The sequence below is a fragment of the Streptomyces sp. H27-H5 genome (assembly GCF_026627505.1).
GTDB lineage: Bacteria > Actinomycetota > Actinomycetes > Streptomycetales > Streptomycetaceae > Streptomyces.
This window is the reverse complement of sequence record NZ_JAPNLK010000035.1, coordinates 1-17,076: the sequence shown is the minus strand read 5'-3', so window position 1 is coordinate 17,076 and position 17,076 is coordinate 1. Positions and strand designations below refer to the sequence as shown.

Below are 17,076 nucleotides of genomic sequence, written 5' to 3'. Positions count from 1 at the left end.
CCCCTCGGGAAGGAACGGACACCGTGAACACGATCGTCGTCACCGGAGGCACCGGAAACCTCGGCTCGCTCGTCACCACGCGCCTGCGGGCGGCGGGGCACGAGGTACGGGTCCTCAGCCGGCACGCGCCCGACCACCCGGTGGACCTCACGGACGGAACCGGTCTGGACGCGGCGCTGCGCGGCGCGCAGGTGGTGGTGCACTGCGCGAGCGCCCCGCGCGGGGGTGACGACGTGGCCGCGGGGAACCTCGTGGAGGCGGCCCGGCGGGCCGGGACCGTGACCAACATCGTCTACATCTCGATCGTGGGCGTGGACGTGGTGCCGCTGGGCTACTACGTCACCAAGCTGAAGGTGGAGCGGCTGCTGGAGGCCTCGGGGCTGGGCGTGACGATCCTGCGGGCCACGCAGTTCCACGACCTGGTCGCGCAGGTGGTGGGCGCGGCGGCGAGGCTGCCGGTGATGCCGCTGCCGAAGGGGGTGCGGGTACAGCCGATCGCCGTCGAGGAGGTCGCGGACCGGCTGGCGGAGCTGGCGGTGCCCGTCCCGGCGGGGCGGGTGGACGACATGGGCGGCCCGGAGATCCGGAGCCTGCCGGACCTGGCGCGTGCGTACCTGAAGGCGACGGGAAGGCGGCGCCGGATCGTCGCGCTGCCGCTCGCGGGCCGGGCGTACGCCGGTTTCCGGCGCGGGGGGAACCTGGCTCCGTCGCACGCGGTGGGCCGCGGCACCTTCGCGGAGTTCCTGGCCCGGCGGTAGTCGTGCGCGCGGGCCGGGCGTGCGGGGGCGGTGCGAGGGGCGCGGGCCGGGCGGGGTCAGCCGCCGCCGAAGAGGACGGCCTGTGCCTCCTCGCGGGCGGCCAGTCTGGCCCCCGCCAGTACCGCAGCGCCGCCGAGGACCGTGGCGCGGACCTCCGTGGTGACCGGGGTCAGGGTGCTCAGGCGGGCGGCGACGCGGGCGGCCAGCGCGGGGCCGCCGGCGTGGCCGAGTTCGCCCGCCAGGACCACGCAGCCCGGGTCGAGGATCGCCGCGACGGCCGCCGCCCCGATCGCGAGGCGTTCGGCCAGCGCGTCCAGGAACGCCTCGCCGGCGGCGCCGGCGACCGCCTCCTCCGCCGGTCCCCGGAAGCCGTGTTCGGCGGCCAGCGCGGTGACGGCACGGCGTCCGGCGAGCGCGTGGAAGCCTCCGCCGCAGTCGGTGTCCGACGGCAGTGCGGCGGTCCCCGGGACGGGCAGGAAACCGATCTCGCCCGCCCCGCCGGAGGCCCCCCGGCGCAGCCGCCCGTCCAGGACCACCGCCGCGCCCACCCCGGCGCCCAGCCACAGCAGGACGAAGGATTCCACGTCCCGGGCCGCGCCGATCCGCTGTTCGGCGAGGGCGGCGAGGTTGGTCTCGTTCTCCACGACCACCTTCGCCGGCAGCCGTCGCCGCAGGGCCACCACGAGGTCCCGGTGCCAGGACGGCAGGCGCAGGGTGTCGCCGAGGTGGCCGCTGTCCGGGGAGACCAGTCCGGGAGCGCCGACGACCACGGTGTGCAGGGGTGCCGCGCCGACCTCCCGCGTCAGGGTGTCCAGCCGGTCCACGGCCTCCTCGACGGCGTCGACCGGCAGCGAGACCTCGGCCAGTGGCAGGCCCAGCAGGTCGGTGACGACGGCGGTGGCGCTGTCGGTGCGCACGTCCAGCGCGGCCAGGTGGGCGCGGCGGGCGACGATCCCGTACAGGCGGGCGTTGGGGCCGCGCCGCTGTGCCCCGGACTCCCCCACGACCTCGATCAGTCCGGCTTCGGTGAGTCGTTCCACGAGGTCGGCGACCGAGGGCCGCGACAGGCCGGTCAGGTGCTTGAGCTGGGTGGCCGTGAGGGGTCCCTCGGACTGGAGGAGTCCGAGGGCGAGCCGGTCGTTGATGGCTCGGGCCGTGCTCGGCGACGCGGGCGAGGGAGCGGCGGCCGTCAGGGCCTTGGCAGGGATCACGGCGCCCATCTTAGGGAGTCCCGGGGCATTAACCATCAGGCAGGGTCCCTGATAGTTTGCGTGTCATGACCGGGGAAACCGACCTCAGCCCGGCGCGACTGCGCCATGCCCGCTTCGCCATAGCCGCCGTGTTCTGCGCCCACGGCGCCGTCACCGGCTCCTTCGCCACCCGCATCCCCTGGATCCAGGACCATGCGCAGCTCAGCGCCGGCACCCTGGGGCTCGCACTTGCCTTCCCCGCCCTGGGAGCGGCGCTCGCCATGCCGCTGGCCGGGCGGATCAACCACCGGTTCGGCGCGCGCACCGCGCTGCGCGGACTGCTGTCGATGTGGACGCTGTCGCTGATCCTGCCGAGCCTCGCCCCGAACCTGGTGACGCTCTGCCTCGCGCTGTTCGTCTACGGGGCGAGCGCGGGGATGGCGGACGTGGCCATGAACGCGCTCGGCGTGGAGACCGAGAACCGGATGGGCCGCTCGATCATGTCCTCGCTGCACGGCATGTGGAGCGTGGGCGCGCTCCTCGGCTCGGCGGCCGGCACGCTCGCGGCCCACACCGGGGCCGACGCCCGCCTGCACCACCTGATCGCCGCGCTCGCGCTGACCGCGGCCGGGCTGTTCGCCGTACGGGGCGTGCTGGACCTACGCAGCGCGGAGAACGCGGAGGCGCCGCCGGGCTTCGCCCTGCCCCCGAGGTCGGCGCTGTTGATCGGCGCGATCGGCTTCTGCGCGGTCTTCGCGGAGGGCGCGAGTCTCGACTGGTCCGCCGTGTACCTGCGGGACGTGCTGCACACGGACGCGGGTCTGGCCGCCGCCTCGACCACCGCGTTCGCGCTGACGATGGCCGTCGCGCGGCTCGTCGGGGACCGGGTGGTGGACCGGTTCGGTGCGGTGCGCACCGTCCGCGTGGGCGGCGTGTTGGCCACCCTGGGCGGGGTGTTGGTGGTGACCGTGCGGCATCCGGCGGGGGCCCTCACGGGGTTCGGACTGATCGGGCTGGGCATCGCGGTCGTGGTCCCGTTGGCGTTCGCGGCGGCGGCGCGCAGCGGTCCGGCGCCGGCCCAGGCGATCGCCGGGGTGGCGACGATCACGTACACCTCCGGCCTGATCGCACCGTCGGCGATCGGCGCGGTGGCGGACGCGACCTCGCTCGTGGTCTCCTTCGGTCTGGTCACGTCGCTGGCGCTCGCGCTGGTGGTGGGGGCCGCCGTGCTGCGCCCGAAGCCCTCGGCGGGCAAGGCCGTCGCGACCAACCGGGACGAAACCGCTCGAATCCGGCCGTAATATGTCGGCTGGCTCCCGTGGTTCGACACGCGGTGCGGCCCGGATGGTTGACCGGTTGGTGAAACGGGAGTGGTGGAACATGGGCTTCGGCGTGCGCTGGACCCTGCACGGAGACGGGCGGACCCCCGCCCCCGGCGCGGTGGTGCGGCCCGATGAGCGGCTGTCGTGGCCGCGGACGGCCGGGCTCGGCGCCCAGCACGTGGTGGCCATGTTCGGCGCGAGTTTCGTGGCGCCGGTCCTGATGGGCCTGGACCCGAACCTGGCCATCATGATGTCGGGCGTCGCGACGATCATCTTCCTGCTCGCGACGCGCGGTCGGGTCCCCTCGTACCTGGGCTGTTCGCTCGCCTTCGTCGGGGTCGCGGCCGCGATCCGGGCGGGCGGCGGGGACAGCGCGGTCGTGACGGGCGCGGTGTTCGTGGTCGGCGTGGCGCTGTTCCTCGCGGGCCTCGCGGTCCAGCGGTTCGGGGCGCGGATCATCCACGCGGCGATGCCGCCGGTGGTGACCGGCGCGGTGGTGATGCTGATCGGCTTCAACCTGGCGCCCGTGACGGCCTCGACGTACTGGCCGCAGGACCAGTGGACGGCGCTGCTCACCATGCTGGTCACCGGACTCGCCGTGGTGTGTCTGCGGGGATTCTGGTCCCGGATCGCGATCTTCCTGGGCCTCGTCTTCGGGTACGCGCTCTCCTGGATCCTCGACCTGGTCTTCGGCAAGATCTACTCGACCACGGGCGGGCCGGACAAGGTCGACCACTGGCGGCTCGACCTCTCCGGGGTCTCCAGGGCCGATTGGATCGGGCTGCCGAGCTTCCACGCGCCGGCCTTCGAATGGTCGGCGATCCTCATCGCGTTGCCGGTGGTCATCGCGCTGATCGCGGAGAACGCCGGGCACATCAAGGCCGTCGGCGAGATGACCGGCGACCCGCTCGACGACAAGCTCGGCACCGCCATCGCGGCCGACGGGGCCGCGTCGATGCTGTCCACGGCGGTGGGCGGCCCGCCCAACACCACCTACTCCGAGAACATCGGCGTCATGGCGGCCACCCGGGTCTACTCGACGGCCGCCTACTGGGCCGCCGCCGGCTTCGCCCTGCTCTTCGGCCTGTGCCCGAAGTTCGGCGCGGTCGTCGCGGCCATCCCCGGCGGGGTGCTGGGCGGCATCACCGTGATCCTCTACGGCATGATCGGCCTGCTCGGCGCCCAGATCTGGATCAGCGGCCGGGTGGACCTGCGCAATCCGCTGAACCTGGTGCCGGCCGCGGCGGGCATCATCATCGGCATCGGCGGCGTCACGCTGAACGTCACCGACAGCTTCGAGTTGGGCGGCATCGCGCTCGGCACCATCGTGGTGATCACCGGCTACCACACGCTGCGGTACTTCGCCCCGGCGCACATGAAGCGGGAGGAGCCGCTGCTCGACTCGGGCACCTCCGACTACGACGGCCCGGAGGGCGAGGACGGGCCCGGGGACAAGCGGGGTTGACGCGGCTTCGCCCGAACCGGCGAAGCGCACGGCCAAGTTCCCCACACGGCGCGTTCCTGCTGCGACGCTGCCTCCCATGGAAGCGGTGCTCGCGCGGATGCGCGCCCTGGAAGAGCGGCTCCCCGCGCAGGACGGTGTGGCCGTCTTCAACCGGGTGTACCTGACGGTGACGCAGACGCTGCACGAACGGCTCGCGCGCGGGGCGTTCCCCGCCCCGCGCAGGGCGCAGACCCTCAGCGTGTGCTTCGCCGAGCGCTACCTGGCTGCCGTGGAGGCGGAGCGGGCCCCGGCCTGCTGGCGTCCGCTCCTCCAGTACCGCCGACACCCCGGGATCCGGCCCCTCCAGCACGCGCTGGCCGGCATCAACGCGCACATCGGACACGACCTGGCGCTGGCCGTGGTGGCCACCTGCCGCCACCTGGACTGTGAACCGGCCGCCCTGGAAGGGGACTTCGACCGGGTCGGCGACACCCTGGTCTCCCTGGAGGAGCAGATCCGCGAGGACCTGATGCCGGGCCCCGACCTGCTGGAGATCGCCGACCCGTTGACGCACCTGGTGGGGTCGTGGAGCCTGGAGCGCGCCCGGGCCGGCGCCTGGTCCGCCGCCCGCCTGCTGTGGACGCTGCGGCGCGCCCCCGAACTGGCCGAGGAGTTCGCCGACTCCCTGGACGCCGGCGTCGGACTGGTCGGCCGCTGCCTGCTCACCCCGCGCGGCTGAAACCCCCGTGCGGGCGGGACGGGCCGCCGGCTACGCTCCCCCGGTGAGCAGCTTCGCCACCCATCGCCTGCGGGTCCTCGACCCGACCCGTACGCCTCGGCGACGGTTCGCCGCACTGCGCACCTGCGTCACGGAGTTCGCCCCGTACGGATTCCGCGCCACCTTCGACCACCTCGCGCGCAGCGCCCGCATCCCCGCCGACCTGGAACGGGATCCGGACGCGGTGGTGCGGGCGGTGGAGGAGCTGCACGCGGCGCGCGAGGTCTGGTTCGCGGCGTTCCGCCCCTGGCAGGAGCTGCGCCGGGCGCAGAAACGGGCCGGTGTGCGCGTTCCGCGCCCGCCGGAGCCCTGGCGTCGGCTGCACTGCCCGGACCCCGGGTTCCATCCGGACGCGCCGCTCCCGGTCGTGATGCCGAGCATCCTGCGGGCCGGCGCCGGCCCGTGGCCGCCGCCCGTCTGCCCGGTCTGCGCGCGGGACCGCGGCACGCGGGAGCTGCGCACCGGTCACCGGGTGTACCGGTTGTGCGCGGGGTGCGGGGTGGGCCTGGGCCGGCGGGACACCGGGTTCGAGCCGGCCGTGGCCGCCGCCCGCGAGGAACGCTGGAAGTCGATCTGGCTGCGGCGCGCGTGACGAGACGGCGGCGGGCACGAGAACGGGCCGCGGGATGTGGGAACGGGCGCCGGGCATGAGAACGGGCCGCCGCCGCGCTGTCGGCGCGGGGGCGGCCCGTGGTCACGGGGTCCGGGAGGGGTCAGTCCTCCGGGAGCTCCACCGGCGCGATGTCGTCGTAGACGTCGCCCGGACCCGGGTTCGTGGTGTCGGTCGTGCCGCCGAGGTGGTGCATGACGCCCCAGACCGCGTTGAGGGCGGTCTGTACGGCGCCTTCGGCCCAGCCGGCCGTCCAGGAGATGTCGTCGCCCGCGAGGAAGATGCCGCGCTTGTCCTCGGGGAGGCGGTCCTGCATGAAGTGGGTGAACAGGCGGCGCTGGTAGCGGTAGTGGCCGGGCAGGTTCGCCTTGAACGCGCCCATGAAGTAGGGCTCGTTCTCCCAGGACACGGTCACCGGGTTGCCGATGATGTGGCGGCGGATGTCGACCTTCGGGTAGATCTCGCCGAGGGACTTCAGCATGACCTCCATCCGCTCGTTCGCGGACAGCGGCAGCCACTTGAGGCTGTCGTCGCACCAGGTGTACGAGAGGCAGATGACGGCGGGCTTGTCCGGGCCGTTGTCCAGCAGGTACGTGCCACGGGTCATGCGGTCCGTGAGGGTCATCGACATGACGTCGCGGCCCGTCTCCTCGTCCTTGTCCAGCCAGAACGGCCGGTCCACGGGGATGAAGAGCTTGCTGGACTCCATGTAGTGGGTGCGCTCGATCGCCGTCCAGTGGTCGATCGGGAAGAGCGTGTCGTCGCACTCGATCTTGGACAGCAGCATCCACGACTGCGCGGTGAAGATCGCGGCGCGGTACGTGCGGATGTCGCCGGTGGCGTCGGTGACCGTGATCCGGTTGCCGGCCGTGCGGTGCAGGCGGGTGACCGCCGGGCGCGGGGTGCCGTCGTGCAGGGTGGACAGCGAGGTGCCCTGGGCCCAGTGCACGATCTTGCCGGGTGCCCGGTCCCACAGGCGCAGGGGCAGCTGCTGCGAGCCGCCGACGATGCCGCGGTGGTGGTCGTCCGCCTCGGTGTAGACGACGCGGAGGATCTCCAGGATGGAGTTCGGGAAGTCGGTGTCCCAGCCGCCCGTGCCGAAGCCGACCTGGCCGAAGATCTCGCGCTTGCGGAAGGACTGGAAGGCCTCGGACTTGCAGAGGAACCCGTAGAAGGTCTCGTCGTCGAGCTTCTCGACGAGCTTGGCCCAGATCTCGCGGATGCGCGGGACGTCCCGCTCGCGCATCGCGGTGTTCATGTCGGAGAAGTCGGCGCCCTCGTCGAGGCAGGCGTTCCACGCGGCGGCGACGTCGCGGTAGACCTGCGGGAGGTCGGCGATGGTCTCGGCGTAGTGGGTCTCGCCCTTGAGGTCCACGACCGTCGAGGGGGTGGCCTCGGCGAGCGGGTTCGGGAAGGGCTCGGTGACCAGGCCGACGAGGTCGATGTAGTGCTGGAGGGCCGTGGAGGACGGCGGGAAGCGCATGGCGCCCATCTCCGCGGTCAGTTCCTCGGTGCCCGCGCCCTCGAAGCCGACGGTGCGCAGCCGGCCGCCGATCTGGTCGGCCTCGTAGACGACGGGCTTGAGGCCCATCTTCATCAGCTCGTACGCGGAGATGATGCCGGAGAGACCGCCGCCGATGACGGCGACCTCGGTGCCGAGCTCCGTCGCCGGGATCTGGCCGAGTCCTGCCGGGTGGGCCAGGAAGTCGTCGTACGCGTACGGGAAGTCCGGGCCGAACATGGTGATCGGGGGCTGTCCGTCGCTGTGCGGGACGGCGGTGGTGGGCACCGTGGACGTCATGGGGTACGGCTCCTTGCGAACGGACTCGGGCAGGGTGGGGGCGGGAGGGCGGACCGGGGGCGGGCCCGGGGGATCCTGGAGGGTCAGACCAACGAGGCGTAGAGCCCCGGGCGGCGGTCGCGCAGGTAGGGGTTGGTCTCGCGCGAGGCCCGCAGCAGTTCCGGGTCGGCCTCGCCGAAGACGAGTTCCTCGCCGCGGCCGGCCCGGGTGCGGGTGACCCCGTCGGGGCCGGCCAGGCAGCTGAGGCCGACGAACTCGAACTCGCCCTCGGGGCCGGTGCGGTTGACGTACGCGATGTACATCTGGTTCTCGAAGGCCCGGACGGGGACCAGTTGCTCGGCGACGAACTGGAACGGGTGCATCTGCGCGGTCGGGACCAGGAGGAGGTCGGTGCCGGCCAGCGCGTGCGCGCGGACGTTCTCGGGGAACTCCACGTCGTAGCAGATCAGGATGCCGATGCGGAGGCCGTTCAGGTCCGCCTGGACGACGGGGGTGTCGCCGGGGGTGAAGGCGTCCTGTTCGAAGCCGCCGAAGAGGTGGGTCTTGCGGTGGTTCGCGAGCGCGGTCCCGTCGGGACCGATGAGCTGCGCGGAGTTGAAGACGGCGTCGCCCGCGCGCTCCGGGTAGCCGTACAGGACGGCGACGCCGTGGCGGCGGGCGATGTCGCCGATGGCGACGGCGGACGGGCCGTCGGCCGGTTCGGCGATGCCGGGGATGTCCTGGAGGTCCAGCGCGTAGCCGGTCAGGAACATCTCCGAGGTCACGAGGAGCCCGGCCCCGCCCTGTGCGGCACGCGCCGCGGCCTCGTCGAGCGCCTTCAGGTTCGCGGCGGTGTCGCCGAGCCGTCCGGAGCTCTGGAGGAGGGCGGTGCGCAGCGGGGGCATGGGCGTACCTCTGTGACAGGTGGGGAGGGGGTCATTAGACGGTACGTTCGGGCGTTCGACCGGGGCAAGCCGTCACCGTTGCGCTCGGAGGATCGATTCGTTGCGCATTCGGCGGGTCGAACGGTGATTCGTTGCACGCACCCCCTCCGCCCCCGATTCACTCGCCCGAACGGAAGGCCGGATGGGCGCGGAGACGACCCAGGTACGAGCGTGCGGACGGCCCCGCCTCCGCCGCCGCGGGGTGATGTCGCAGCGCCACCCACAGGTCGACGTCGGTGACGGTCGGCCGGTCGCCCAGGGCGTACGGGGACCGGGCCAGGCGCTGTTCCAGCAGGGCGAGGGCGGCCGACCGCCCGGCCGGGGGCGCGGCGTCGTCCAGGAGCGTCCGGACGGCGCCCGCGAGCGCGGCGGGGGCGGGCGGCGCCAGGTCGGGGCGGCCCGCGAGCCCGACGACCAGGTCGTCGAGGATGTCGGGGGTGTGGTTGCTGACCACGCGGCCGCTCCAGGTGTCACAGAGCGCGGGAACGGTGAGGGTGCCGTCGTAGTGGTGGCCGGCGGCCTCGTACGCCGCGCGCAGGTCGGCGTGGGAGGACGGGTCGCCGAGCAGGGTGGTGCCCACGGAGTCGGCGAGACCGAGGAGGCGCAGGGTGGTGGTCACCCGGAGCGAGAGCGGACAGCCGGCGGAGAGGTAGAGGTGGTAGCGGCGGGGGTCGGGCGAGAAGCCGCTGCCGATGCGACCTCGCGGGGCCGGGACGGGCGCGGTGCGGGGCAGGGTGATCTGGAGCATGGCTCTCCTCGGTCGTCGGTACCGGGGCCCTGCGGGGCCCCGGGTCGGGGCGTCGGTGAACGGGGGCCGGGGCGGGGCGGCCCCGGATCCGGGCAGGAGCAGGTGCGGCGGCGGGCAGGGGCGCGCCGCGGCGCGAGCGGCCCGGGCACGGCAAGCCCGCACACGTCGGCGGGGGCGGCGTGGCATGGCATGGCCGCGGATCGGCGGGGCCTGATCGGCCGGGCCGTGAGGTGGGGAGGGCTTCAGGCGTGCGCGGCGAAGGCGCTGCAGACGCGGAGCAGGTCGATGTGCAGGCGTCGGGTCAGCCACGAGCGGCGCAGGGGATGTGTCCCTGCCTCGGGTGTCCGGGCCATCTCCACCGATCTCGTCCTGTCCTCGGGGCATAAACCCGCCCGTCGCGGGCGCTGACGATCCTGACCGTCCCCCGCAGTCTCACGGCGTCGCGCGAGGCCGTCAAGAAGTCGGTCACGAACCGACGACCCCGCGTATTCGACGGAAGGATCCCCGCACGTGATGTCCCCCGACACGGACACCGATACACATCCCCTCGACAACCCGGTCTGGGCGGCGCTGAGCGGCCCGCACCGCGACTTCGCCGTGTCCGGTGGGCGCGCCGCCCGGTACCGGACGGACGCGAACCCCTTCGCGGCCCTGGACGACCCGGACGACCCGCGCGCCTGGGAGGACCTGGCGGCGCTGGTGGGGCCCGGCACGGAGGTCTGGTTGACGGGGTTGCCGACGCCGCCCGCCGGCTGGGAGACGGTGTTGGCCGTACCGGGCGTCCAGCTCGACGGCAGCGCGGTGCCGGGCGAGCCGGCGCCCGAGGCGGTGCGGCTCGGGGCGGCCGACGTCCCCGAGATGCTGGACCTGGTCCGGTTGACCGAGCCGGGTCCTTTCCTGCCGCGCACCGTCGAGCTGGGCACCTACCTGGGGATCCGGCACGAGGGCCGGCTGGTGGCGATGGCCGGGGAGCGGATGCGGCCGCCGGGCTGGACGGAGATCAGCGCGGTGTGCACGCACCCCGACCACCGGGGGAAGGGCCTGGCGGCGCGGCTGATCCGGGCGGTGGCCGCAGGCATCCGCGAGCGCGGGGACGTTCCCTTCCTGCACGCCGCCGCGGGGAACGTGAACGCCATACGTCTGTACACGTCGATGGGCTTCGTCCTGCGCCGCGAGCCGGTGTTCATCGGGGTGCGGACCCCGGGCGCCCCGGACGCTCCCGATGCCCCCGATGCCCCGGCCGACGAAAAGAAGGCTTAACACGGGGTTCATTGAGTGCGTGCGTCCGGCGCCTTAGGTTCGGGGTGGGTAGCGATGAACAGGGGGGTGGCGATGGACACGCTGCGTACGGGCGCCCGTCCCACCCCCCGGCTCGCTCCGCGCGGGCCGGTCCGGTGGTGCTCCCGGACCCGCGTCGCCCCGGAGCGGGATCCCGGCGCCCGCCGCCGTTCCTGATCAACTCTTCGGTTCCTGATCGACTCTTCGGCGCCCGGCCCCGATCGGCGCCCGCGGCGCCCTGCCGGCGCCCAACACCCTTCCGTGAGCGGTGAGTCGGCGTCTTCTTGCGGGCCCGCGCGCCTGCTCCCGGTCCGTCGCCCCGGCGGGTTCGAGGGAGCGGGCCGGCGGGTCGGCCTTCCCTTGCGGGCAAGGATGTTTCAGGGGGCACGGAGCGGTCACACGCGGGGGAACCCACGTACCCCTCGGAAAGGAACTGCCATGACCGACGTCTCCCGCCTGCGGGACTCCGCCCCCGACAACTGGCAGTGGCAGTCCCGGGCGGCGTGCCGGGACCTGGGGTCCGGCCGGTTCTTCCATCCCGCCGGCGAGCGGGGCGAGGACCGCGAGGACCGGGACGAGGCCGCCAAGAGGATCTGCGCCGGCTGCCCGGTGCGCACGGCCTGCCTCGAACACGCGCTGCGCGCCCGTGAGGCCTTCGGGGTCTGGGGCGGCCTGACCGAGGAGGAGCGGCACGCCCTCCTGGGCGGTCGCCGCGCCCCGGCCCATGTGTAGAAGAGCCGCTCGGGCGCGCGGAACAGGACAGGCGGCAACGACGACGGGTCGGACGCGGTGAACGCGTCCGACCCGTTTCGCTGCGCCCGACACCCTGCCCGGAGACGGACCGGCTGCGGATCGCCCGCTGACCGGCGGGAGCGGGCGGCGCCATGGCCGCCGGGATAAAATTGACCGGCTGCGCGCATCGGCCGCGCGAAGGCGCATCGGCCGCGTGAGGAGGTTCTGTCGACCGGGGGTCCCACGAGAGGAACACCCATGAAGCGACGCTTCCGTCTGATCGTGCTCACCCCCCTGGCGACGGGCGCCCTCGCCGTCGGTTCCCTGGCGATCTCCTCGGGCGGCGCCGAGGCGGCCGCGCCGGCGGCCACCTGCTCCGCGTCGGCCACCCGGCCCGACGGAACGGTGTCCGTGTCCGGCAGCGGGTTCGCGCCGGGCCCCGCGGTCCTCTCCTCGCCGACCGCCCAGGGCGGCCGGTTCGAGGTGGGCCCCGACGGGGCCTTCACCCTCCCGAAGCGGCAGAACGGGGCGTACACCGTGTCCCAGGGCGGCCGGGACACCAGGTGCGGCGGCGCGGACGAGGCGGACGCGCACGCCCGGGCGGGTGGCGCCCCGTACAAGGCCGGTGTCGTCGCCGGGTGGGGCGCCGTCAAGGGGAGCTGTGACGCGACCGCGCCGCCGTCGGCGAATGAGGGGTTCTCGACCGGCTGGAAGAAGGGCGCGGCCGTGGCGCGCGAGGCGTTCTGCTGAACGCCCCCGGTCCGCCGCACGCCCCGGTACGCCGAAACGCCCCGGTCCGGGGACCGGGGCGGTGGCTACGCGGGTGCGCCGGAGGTGAAGCGGCGCAGCAGCGGGGAGAGGACCAGGACGGACTTGGTGCGTTCCACGAACGGCTCGCCCGCGATCCGTTCCAGTACGCGTTCGAAGTGCCTCATGTCGGAGGCGAAGACCTGGACGAGGGCGTCCGCGTCACCGGTGACGGTGGACGCGGACACGACCTCGGGGTACCGCTCCAACCCTCGCCGGATGTCGTCCGGCGAGGTGTTGTGGCGACAGTAGATCTCGATGAAGCCCTCGGTCTCCCAGCCCATGGCGGCGGGGTCGACCCGGACGGTGAAGCCGGTGATGGCTCCCTCGGCACGCAGCCGGTCCACGCGCCGTTTGACGGCGGGGGCCGAGAGTCCGACCTCGGAGCCGATGTCCGCGTAGGAACGTCGGGCGTCCTCGGCGAGGGCGTGCACGATGCGTTCGTCGAGATCGTTCAGTCGCACTGCGGGTGGATCACTTCTCTGCTGTGGCCAGTCGGGAGCGGCGAATGCCGTACAGGAAGTAGAACACGAGACCCGCTGCCATCCAGCCACCGAAAACGATCCATGTGACGGTGTCCAGGCTGAACATCATGTAGCCGCAGGCGAGGAAACCGAGGATCGGCGTGATCGGGAAGAGCGCCACCTTGAAGGTGCGCGGCATGTCCGGCTTGGTGCGGCGCAGGATGATGACGGCGATGTTGACCAGGCCGAAGGCGAAGAGGGTGCCGATGCTGGTGGCGTCGGCGAGCTTGCCGAGCGGGATGAAGGACGCGAGGATCCCGCAGAAGAGGGAAACGATCACCACGTTGGCGCGGGGGGCGCCGGTCTTCGGGTTGACCTTGGCGAAGACCTTGGGGACGAGGCCGTCGCGGGACATGGCGAAGAGGATGCGGGTCTGGCCGTAGAGCACGGCGAAGACCACGGAGGCGATGGCGACGACGGCGCCCGCGGCGAGGACGACTCCCCAGAAAGTGTGGCCGGAGACGTCGGTCATGATCTGCGCCAGCGCGGCCTCGGTGCCCTCGAAGTCCTGCCACGGCATGGCGCCGACGGCGACGAACGCGACGAGGACGTAGAGCACGGTGACGATGCCCAGCGAGAGCATGATCGCGCGGGGCAGGTCGCGCTTGGGGTCCTTGGCCTCTTCACCCGCGGTGGAGGCGGCGTCGAAGCCGATGTACGAGAAGAACAGCGTGGAGGCGGCGGCGCTGATGCCGGTGATGCCGAGCGGGGCGAGCGGGGTGTAGTTGCCGGCCTTGATGCCCATGAAGCCGATGCCGATGAAGAGCAGCAGCGTGACGATCTTCACGCCCACCATGATCGAGTTGACCCGGGCGCTCTCCTTGGCGCCGCCCATCAGGAAGACCATGGCGAGCAGGACCACGATCAGCGCGGGCAGGTTGATGAAGCCGCCCTCGCCCAGCGGGGCGGATATCGCCTCGGGGATGGTGACGCCGATGGTGCCGTCGAGGAGCTCGTTGAGGTACTCGCCCCAGCCGACGGCGACCGCCGCGACGGACACGCCGTACTCCAGGACCAGGCACCAGCCGCAGACCCAGGCGACGAGCTCGCCCATGGTGGCGTACGAGTAGGAGTACGAGGAGCCGGAGACCGGCACGGATCCGGCCAGCTCCGCGTAGGAGAGCGCGGAGAACAGGGCGGTCAGGCCCGCGATGACGAAGGAGATCGTGACGGCGGGGCCGGCCTTGGGGGCCGCCGTGCCGAGGACGACGAAGATGCCGGTGCCGAGGGTGGCGCCGATGCTGATCATCGTCAGCTGCCACATGGTGAGCGAGCGGCGCAGCGAGCCGCCCTCGCCCTGGCCGCCCTCGGCGACCAGCTGCTCGACCGGCTTGCGGCGCAGCAAAGGATGGGCAGGCTTGCGGGGCTCGGAGGTGAGCGGTGGCGCCTGGCCGGTTTCGAGCACGAGGGGACTCCTTTGACACTGCGGGTGGGGATTCAGGCATCGACCACAGCGGTCCGGAGCAGGCGGGCAGGAGCCGGCCTGGGCATGGGGACCGCCGAGCAGGCGGTCCACGCCACTCCACGTACAGCGAGTGAGCCTACGAGCTGAGTGATACCGCCCGTAATGCACCATCCTTGCACATTGGCGCACGATCGTTGCGCGGATCTGTCCTGGATGGTCCTTTGTTGCGCGCGGACGATCGATCACTGCGCGACCCCCTTCCGGGCCTCCCCGGCGGCACCTCCTTGACACTTCGTCAGAACTGCCGCACCGTGCCGCCAGGACGGCGCCGCCGCGGACGGGGACCGGCCGGGGTTCGCACCCATGACGGGTGTTCCCGCACGTGACGGGGCAGACGGGGGTGGTCGACCGCGGGTCGGCGCGAGGTTCCCCTACCCGGCGATCGGAGGCGACGAGTGAGCGTGGAGAGACCACTGGAGGCGGACGGCGGGTGGTTGGACCCCGGGCCTTTCCTGCGCGGTGTCGCCTGGCTGGACGAGGGCCGGCCCGTGCGCGCCGACCCGGCGGACACCATGCGGCTGCCCTGGGACACCGGCGAGCGGGCCGCCCTGCCCATCGGGGTGCGGTTGGAGTTCACCACCGAGTCGGCGCACGCGCTGGAGATCCGCTACCGGGCGACCGTGCCCGGGCCCACCGACGCGCTGCGCGACCTCGCGCACGGCTTCGCGCTGTGGAACCGGCACGGCATGCTCACCGAGGTCTTCACCGAGCCGGCCGCGGAGGCCGTCGTACGCGTCGCGATCAGCGGCGGGCGCGGACCGTTCACCGTCCACCCGCCCGAGGCCCAGTCCCCCGTGATCCTCGGGGTGCGCGGGATCGGCGGCCCCATCGCCCCCGCCCCGACGGCCCCGCGCTGGGTGGTGCACGGCGACTCCATCACCGAGGGCTGGTGGTCCACCCGCCCCGCGCACGGCTGGCCCGCCGTCGCCGGCCGGTCGCTGGGCTGGGACACCGTCAACCTCGGCTACGCGGGCGCGGCCCGCGGGGAACTCGCCACCGCCGAACAACTCGCGGGGCTCCCCGCCGACGTGCTCACCCTGGCCTTCGGCACCAACTGCTGGTCCCGGGTGCCGTTCACCCCGGCGATGCTGTACGAGACCACGCGCGCCTTCCTCGACCTGGTCCGGCAGGGGCACCCGAGCACCCCGCTGCTGCTGCTGTCCCCGGTGCTGCGCCCCGACGCCGAGCGGACGCCGAACAGGCTCGGCGCCACCCTGGGCGTCCTGCGCGACGCCATGGAGCGCGCCACCCGCGACCGGATGGCCGCCGGGGACGGCCGGCTGGCACTGCTGCCCGGGCGGGACCTGCTGGGGCCCGAGCACCTCGCGGACGGACTGCACCCCAACGACAACGGACACCAGGTTCTCGGCCTCGCTGTGTGCACGGCTCTGCGCCGCGCCGGGTTCGATGCCGGCTAGGTGAAAGACGACACACCTCTCGCGCTGAACGGTTCGCTCCCCCGACGACGTGTCCTGCACAAGTTGCCGACGCTCCGGCGACGGACTCGGCAGTCATCACACGTGGGAGAGATCAAGATGGGCTTCAAGCGCGGAACCACCCTGGCAGTCGTCGCAGTCGCCGTCGCCCTTTCGGCCACGGCGTGCGGCGGAGCCGACAAGGCGGGCGGCAACACCCAGCCGGCCGGGGCCGTGGCTCCCGCGGCGGACCCCTACGGCGCCGGCGCGTCGGGCGGCGCGGACCCCGCGGCGGCCGCCGATGCCAAGCCCGCCGGGGAACTGACCATCGCGCAGAACGACAAGCTCGGCTCCGTGCTCACCGACAGCGCCGGGTTCACCCTGTACCGCTTCGACAAGGACACCCCGAAGCCGCCGAAGTCGAACTGCGAGGGTGCCTGCGCCAAGACGTGGCCGATCGTCCCCGCCGGTGACGTCACGGCCGCCACGGGCGTGGACCCCGCGCTGCTGGGCGAGGTGGAGCGCGCCGACGGGAGCCGTCAACTGACGGTGGCGGGCTGGCCGATGTACCGGTACAGCAAGGACGGCAAGGCCGGTGACACCAACGGCCAGGGCGTCGGCGGCACCTGGTTCGCCTCCGCCCCCGACGGCAAGAAGGCGGCCAAGGACGCGGCGGCGGCCCCCGCTCCGGCCGGTGCGGGCGAGGCGTCCGGCGCGCTGACCGTGGCCAAGGACCCGAAGCTGGGCGAGCACATCGTCGACGGCAACGGCATGACCGTCTACCGGTTCAAGAAGGACAGCGCCTGGCCCATGAAGTCCAACTGCGAGGACGCCTGCGTGGCCAAGTGGCCGGTGGTGGCCCCGGTCGACAAGGCCAACGCCAAGGGCATCGTCGAGAAGGGCTACACGGTCCTGAACCGCCCCGACGGCAAGAAGCAGCAGTCGATCGACTGCTGGCCCATCTACACCTTCAGCGGTGACAAGAAGGCCGGCGACACCAACGGCCAGGGCGTGGGCGGCACCTGGTACGCCGTCTCCCCCGAAGGCAAGCTCATCACCACCGCCAAGTAGGCACCACGGACCATCCTGAACGCGCGACCCCCGCCCCCTCCCCCCGGCGGGGGTCGCGCCCCGTTCCGCCCCGACGGGGCGGAACCTAGTGCTGCTCCGCGAAAGTTCGTGGAGGGGGGTTCAGGCTTCCTGGAGGGGGCTGGCGGCGTAGGTCCACTTGAAGGGGCGGGCGGTCTCGTTCCGTTTGATCATGTAGTCGTCCATCTTGGC

17 protein-coding genes are annotated in these 17,076 nt (G+C 73.0%); 10 read left to right on the top strand and 7 right to left on the bottom strand.

From position 1 onward, the window contains the following. Positions 1–23 precede the first annotated feature (23 nt). Positions 24–758, top strand: coding sequence for an SDR family oxidoreductase (locus OTB19_RS18740; protein ID WP_267799426.1), 735 nt, complete (start codon positions 24–26; stop codon positions 756–758). A 56-nt stretch (positions 759–814) separates the two neighbouring features. Here OTB19_RS18740 and OTB19_RS18735 read toward each other — a convergent pair whose 3' ends face one another. Beyond that, positions 815–1,978 carry an ROK family transcriptional regulator gene (locus OTB19_RS18735; RefSeq protein ID WP_267799425.1) on the bottom strand — a complete coding sequence of 388 codons (1,164 nt, stop codon included), beginning with the start codon at positions 1,976–1,978 and terminating at the stop codon, positions 815–817. 56 nt (positions 1,979–2,034) lie between these two features. Between OTB19_RS18735 and OTB19_RS18730 the strand changes: the two genes are divergently transcribed. The 4 genes from OTB19_RS18730 (at position 2,035) to OTB19_RS18715 (ending at position 6,084) form a co-directional block, all read left to right on the top strand. Next, positions 2,035–3,249 (top strand): MFS transporter, encoded by a 1,215-nt coding sequence (locus OTB19_RS18730; protein WP_267799424.1) that lies wholly within the window; start codon positions 2,035–2,037, stop codon positions 3,247–3,249. Positions 3,250–3,328: 79 nt separating this feature from the next. Further along, complete coding sequence (locus tag OTB19_RS18725) at positions 3,329–4,735, top strand: uracil-xanthine permease family protein (RefSeq protein WP_267799475.1); 1,407 nt, start codon at positions 3,329–3,331, stop codon at positions 4,733–4,735. A gap of 76 nt (positions 4,736–4,811) precedes the next feature. Continuing rightward, positions 4,812–5,453: a DUF5995 family protein gene (locus tag OTB19_RS18720; RefSeq protein ID WP_267799423.1), complete on the top strand. Its 642-nt coding sequence runs from the start codon at positions 4,812–4,814 to the stop codon at positions 5,451–5,453. Positions 5,454–5,496: 43 nt separating this feature from the next. Continuing rightward, positions 5,497–6,084, top strand: a complete 588-nt coding sequence (locus OTB19_RS18715; protein ID WP_267799422.1) for a hypothetical protein — start codon at positions 5,497–5,499, stop codon at positions 6,082–6,084. A gap of 121 nt (positions 6,085–6,205) precedes the next feature. On the opposite strand, the gene OTB19_RS18710 is transcribed toward OTB19_RS18715, so the two are convergent. The 4 genes from OTB19_RS18710 to OTB19_RS18695 all read right to left on the bottom strand — a co-directional run bounded on the left by OTB19_RS18710 (position 6,206) and on the right by OTB19_RS18695 (position 9,933). Beyond that, positions 6,206–7,903, bottom strand: a complete 1,698-nt coding sequence (locus tag OTB19_RS18710; protein WP_267799421.1) for a flavin monoamine oxidase family protein — start codon at positions 7,901–7,903, stop codon at positions 6,206–6,208. An 83-nt stretch (positions 7,904–7,986) separates the two neighbouring features. Continuing rightward, positions 7,987–8,787, bottom strand: coding sequence for a carbon-nitrogen hydrolase family protein (locus OTB19_RS18705; protein WP_267799420.1), 801 nt, complete (start codon positions 8,785–8,787; stop codon positions 7,987–7,989). Positions 8,788–8,944: 157 nt separating this feature from the next. Continuing rightward, complete coding sequence (locus OTB19_RS18700) at positions 8,945–9,574, bottom strand: glutathione S-transferase C-terminal domain-containing protein (RefSeq protein ID WP_267799419.1); 630 nt, start codon at positions 9,572–9,574, stop codon at positions 8,945–8,947. 242 nt (positions 9,575–9,816) lie between these two features. After that, the gene (locus tag OTB19_RS18695) at positions 9,817–9,933 is read right to left on the bottom strand and encodes a cell envelope biogenesis protein OmpA (protein WP_267799418.1); all 117 of its coding nucleotides are present in this window, start codon (positions 9,931–9,933) and stop codon (positions 9,817–9,819) included. A gap of 154 nt (positions 9,934–10,087) precedes the next feature. Here OTB19_RS18695 and OTB19_RS18690 point away from each other — a divergent pair, with 154 nt between their 5' ends. The 3 genes from OTB19_RS18690 to OTB19_RS18680 all read left to right on the top strand — a co-directional run bounded on the left by OTB19_RS18690 (position 10,088) and on the right by OTB19_RS18680 (position 12,334). After that, entirely contained in the window at positions 10,088–10,834 is a 747-nt protein-coding gene (locus OTB19_RS18690; protein ID WP_267799417.1) for a GNAT family N-acetyltransferase, read from the top strand. A gap of 456 nt (positions 10,835–11,290) precedes the next feature. Continuing rightward, positions 11,291–11,584: a WhiB family transcriptional regulator gene (locus OTB19_RS18685; RefSeq protein ID WP_267799416.1), complete on the top strand. Its 294-nt coding sequence runs from the start codon at positions 11,291–11,293 to the stop codon at positions 11,582–11,584. A gap of 258 nt (positions 11,585–11,842) precedes the next feature. Beyond that, on the top strand, positions 11,843–12,334 hold the full coding sequence (locus tag OTB19_RS18680) for a hypothetical protein (RefSeq protein ID WP_267799415.1): 492 nt from the start codon (positions 11,843–11,845) through the stop codon (positions 12,332–12,334). A gap of 65 nt (positions 12,335–12,399) precedes the next feature. On the opposite strand, the gene OTB19_RS18675 is transcribed toward OTB19_RS18680, so the two are convergent. Then, positions 12,400–12,855 carry an Lrp/AsnC family transcriptional regulator gene (locus tag OTB19_RS18675; RefSeq protein ID WP_007262967.1) on the bottom strand — a complete coding sequence of 152 codons (456 nt, stop codon included), beginning with the start codon at positions 12,853–12,855 and terminating at the stop codon, positions 12,400–12,402. A gap of 10 nt (positions 12,856–12,865) precedes the next feature. Then, a complete protein-coding gene (locus OTB19_RS18670; RefSeq protein WP_267799414.1) occupies positions 12,866–14,320 on the bottom strand; it encodes an amino acid permease in 1,455 nt (484 codons plus the stop codon). 461 nt (positions 14,321–14,781) lie between these two features. Between OTB19_RS18670 and OTB19_RS18665 the strand changes: the two genes are divergently transcribed. Together OTB19_RS18665 and OTB19_RS18660 are read left to right on the top strand one after the other, a co-directional pair. Further along, the gene (locus tag OTB19_RS18665) at positions 14,782–15,798 is read left to right on the top strand and encodes a GDSL-type esterase/lipase family protein (protein ID WP_267799413.1); all 1,017 of its coding nucleotides are present in this window, start codon (positions 14,782–14,784) and stop codon (positions 15,796–15,798) included. A 117-nt stretch (positions 15,799–15,915) separates the two neighbouring features. After that, complete coding sequence (locus tag OTB19_RS18660) at positions 15,916–16,866, top strand: SCO0930 family lipoprotein (protein WP_267799474.1); 951 nt, start codon at positions 15,916–15,918, stop codon at positions 16,864–16,866. Positions 16,867–17,076 lie beyond the last annotated feature (210 nt).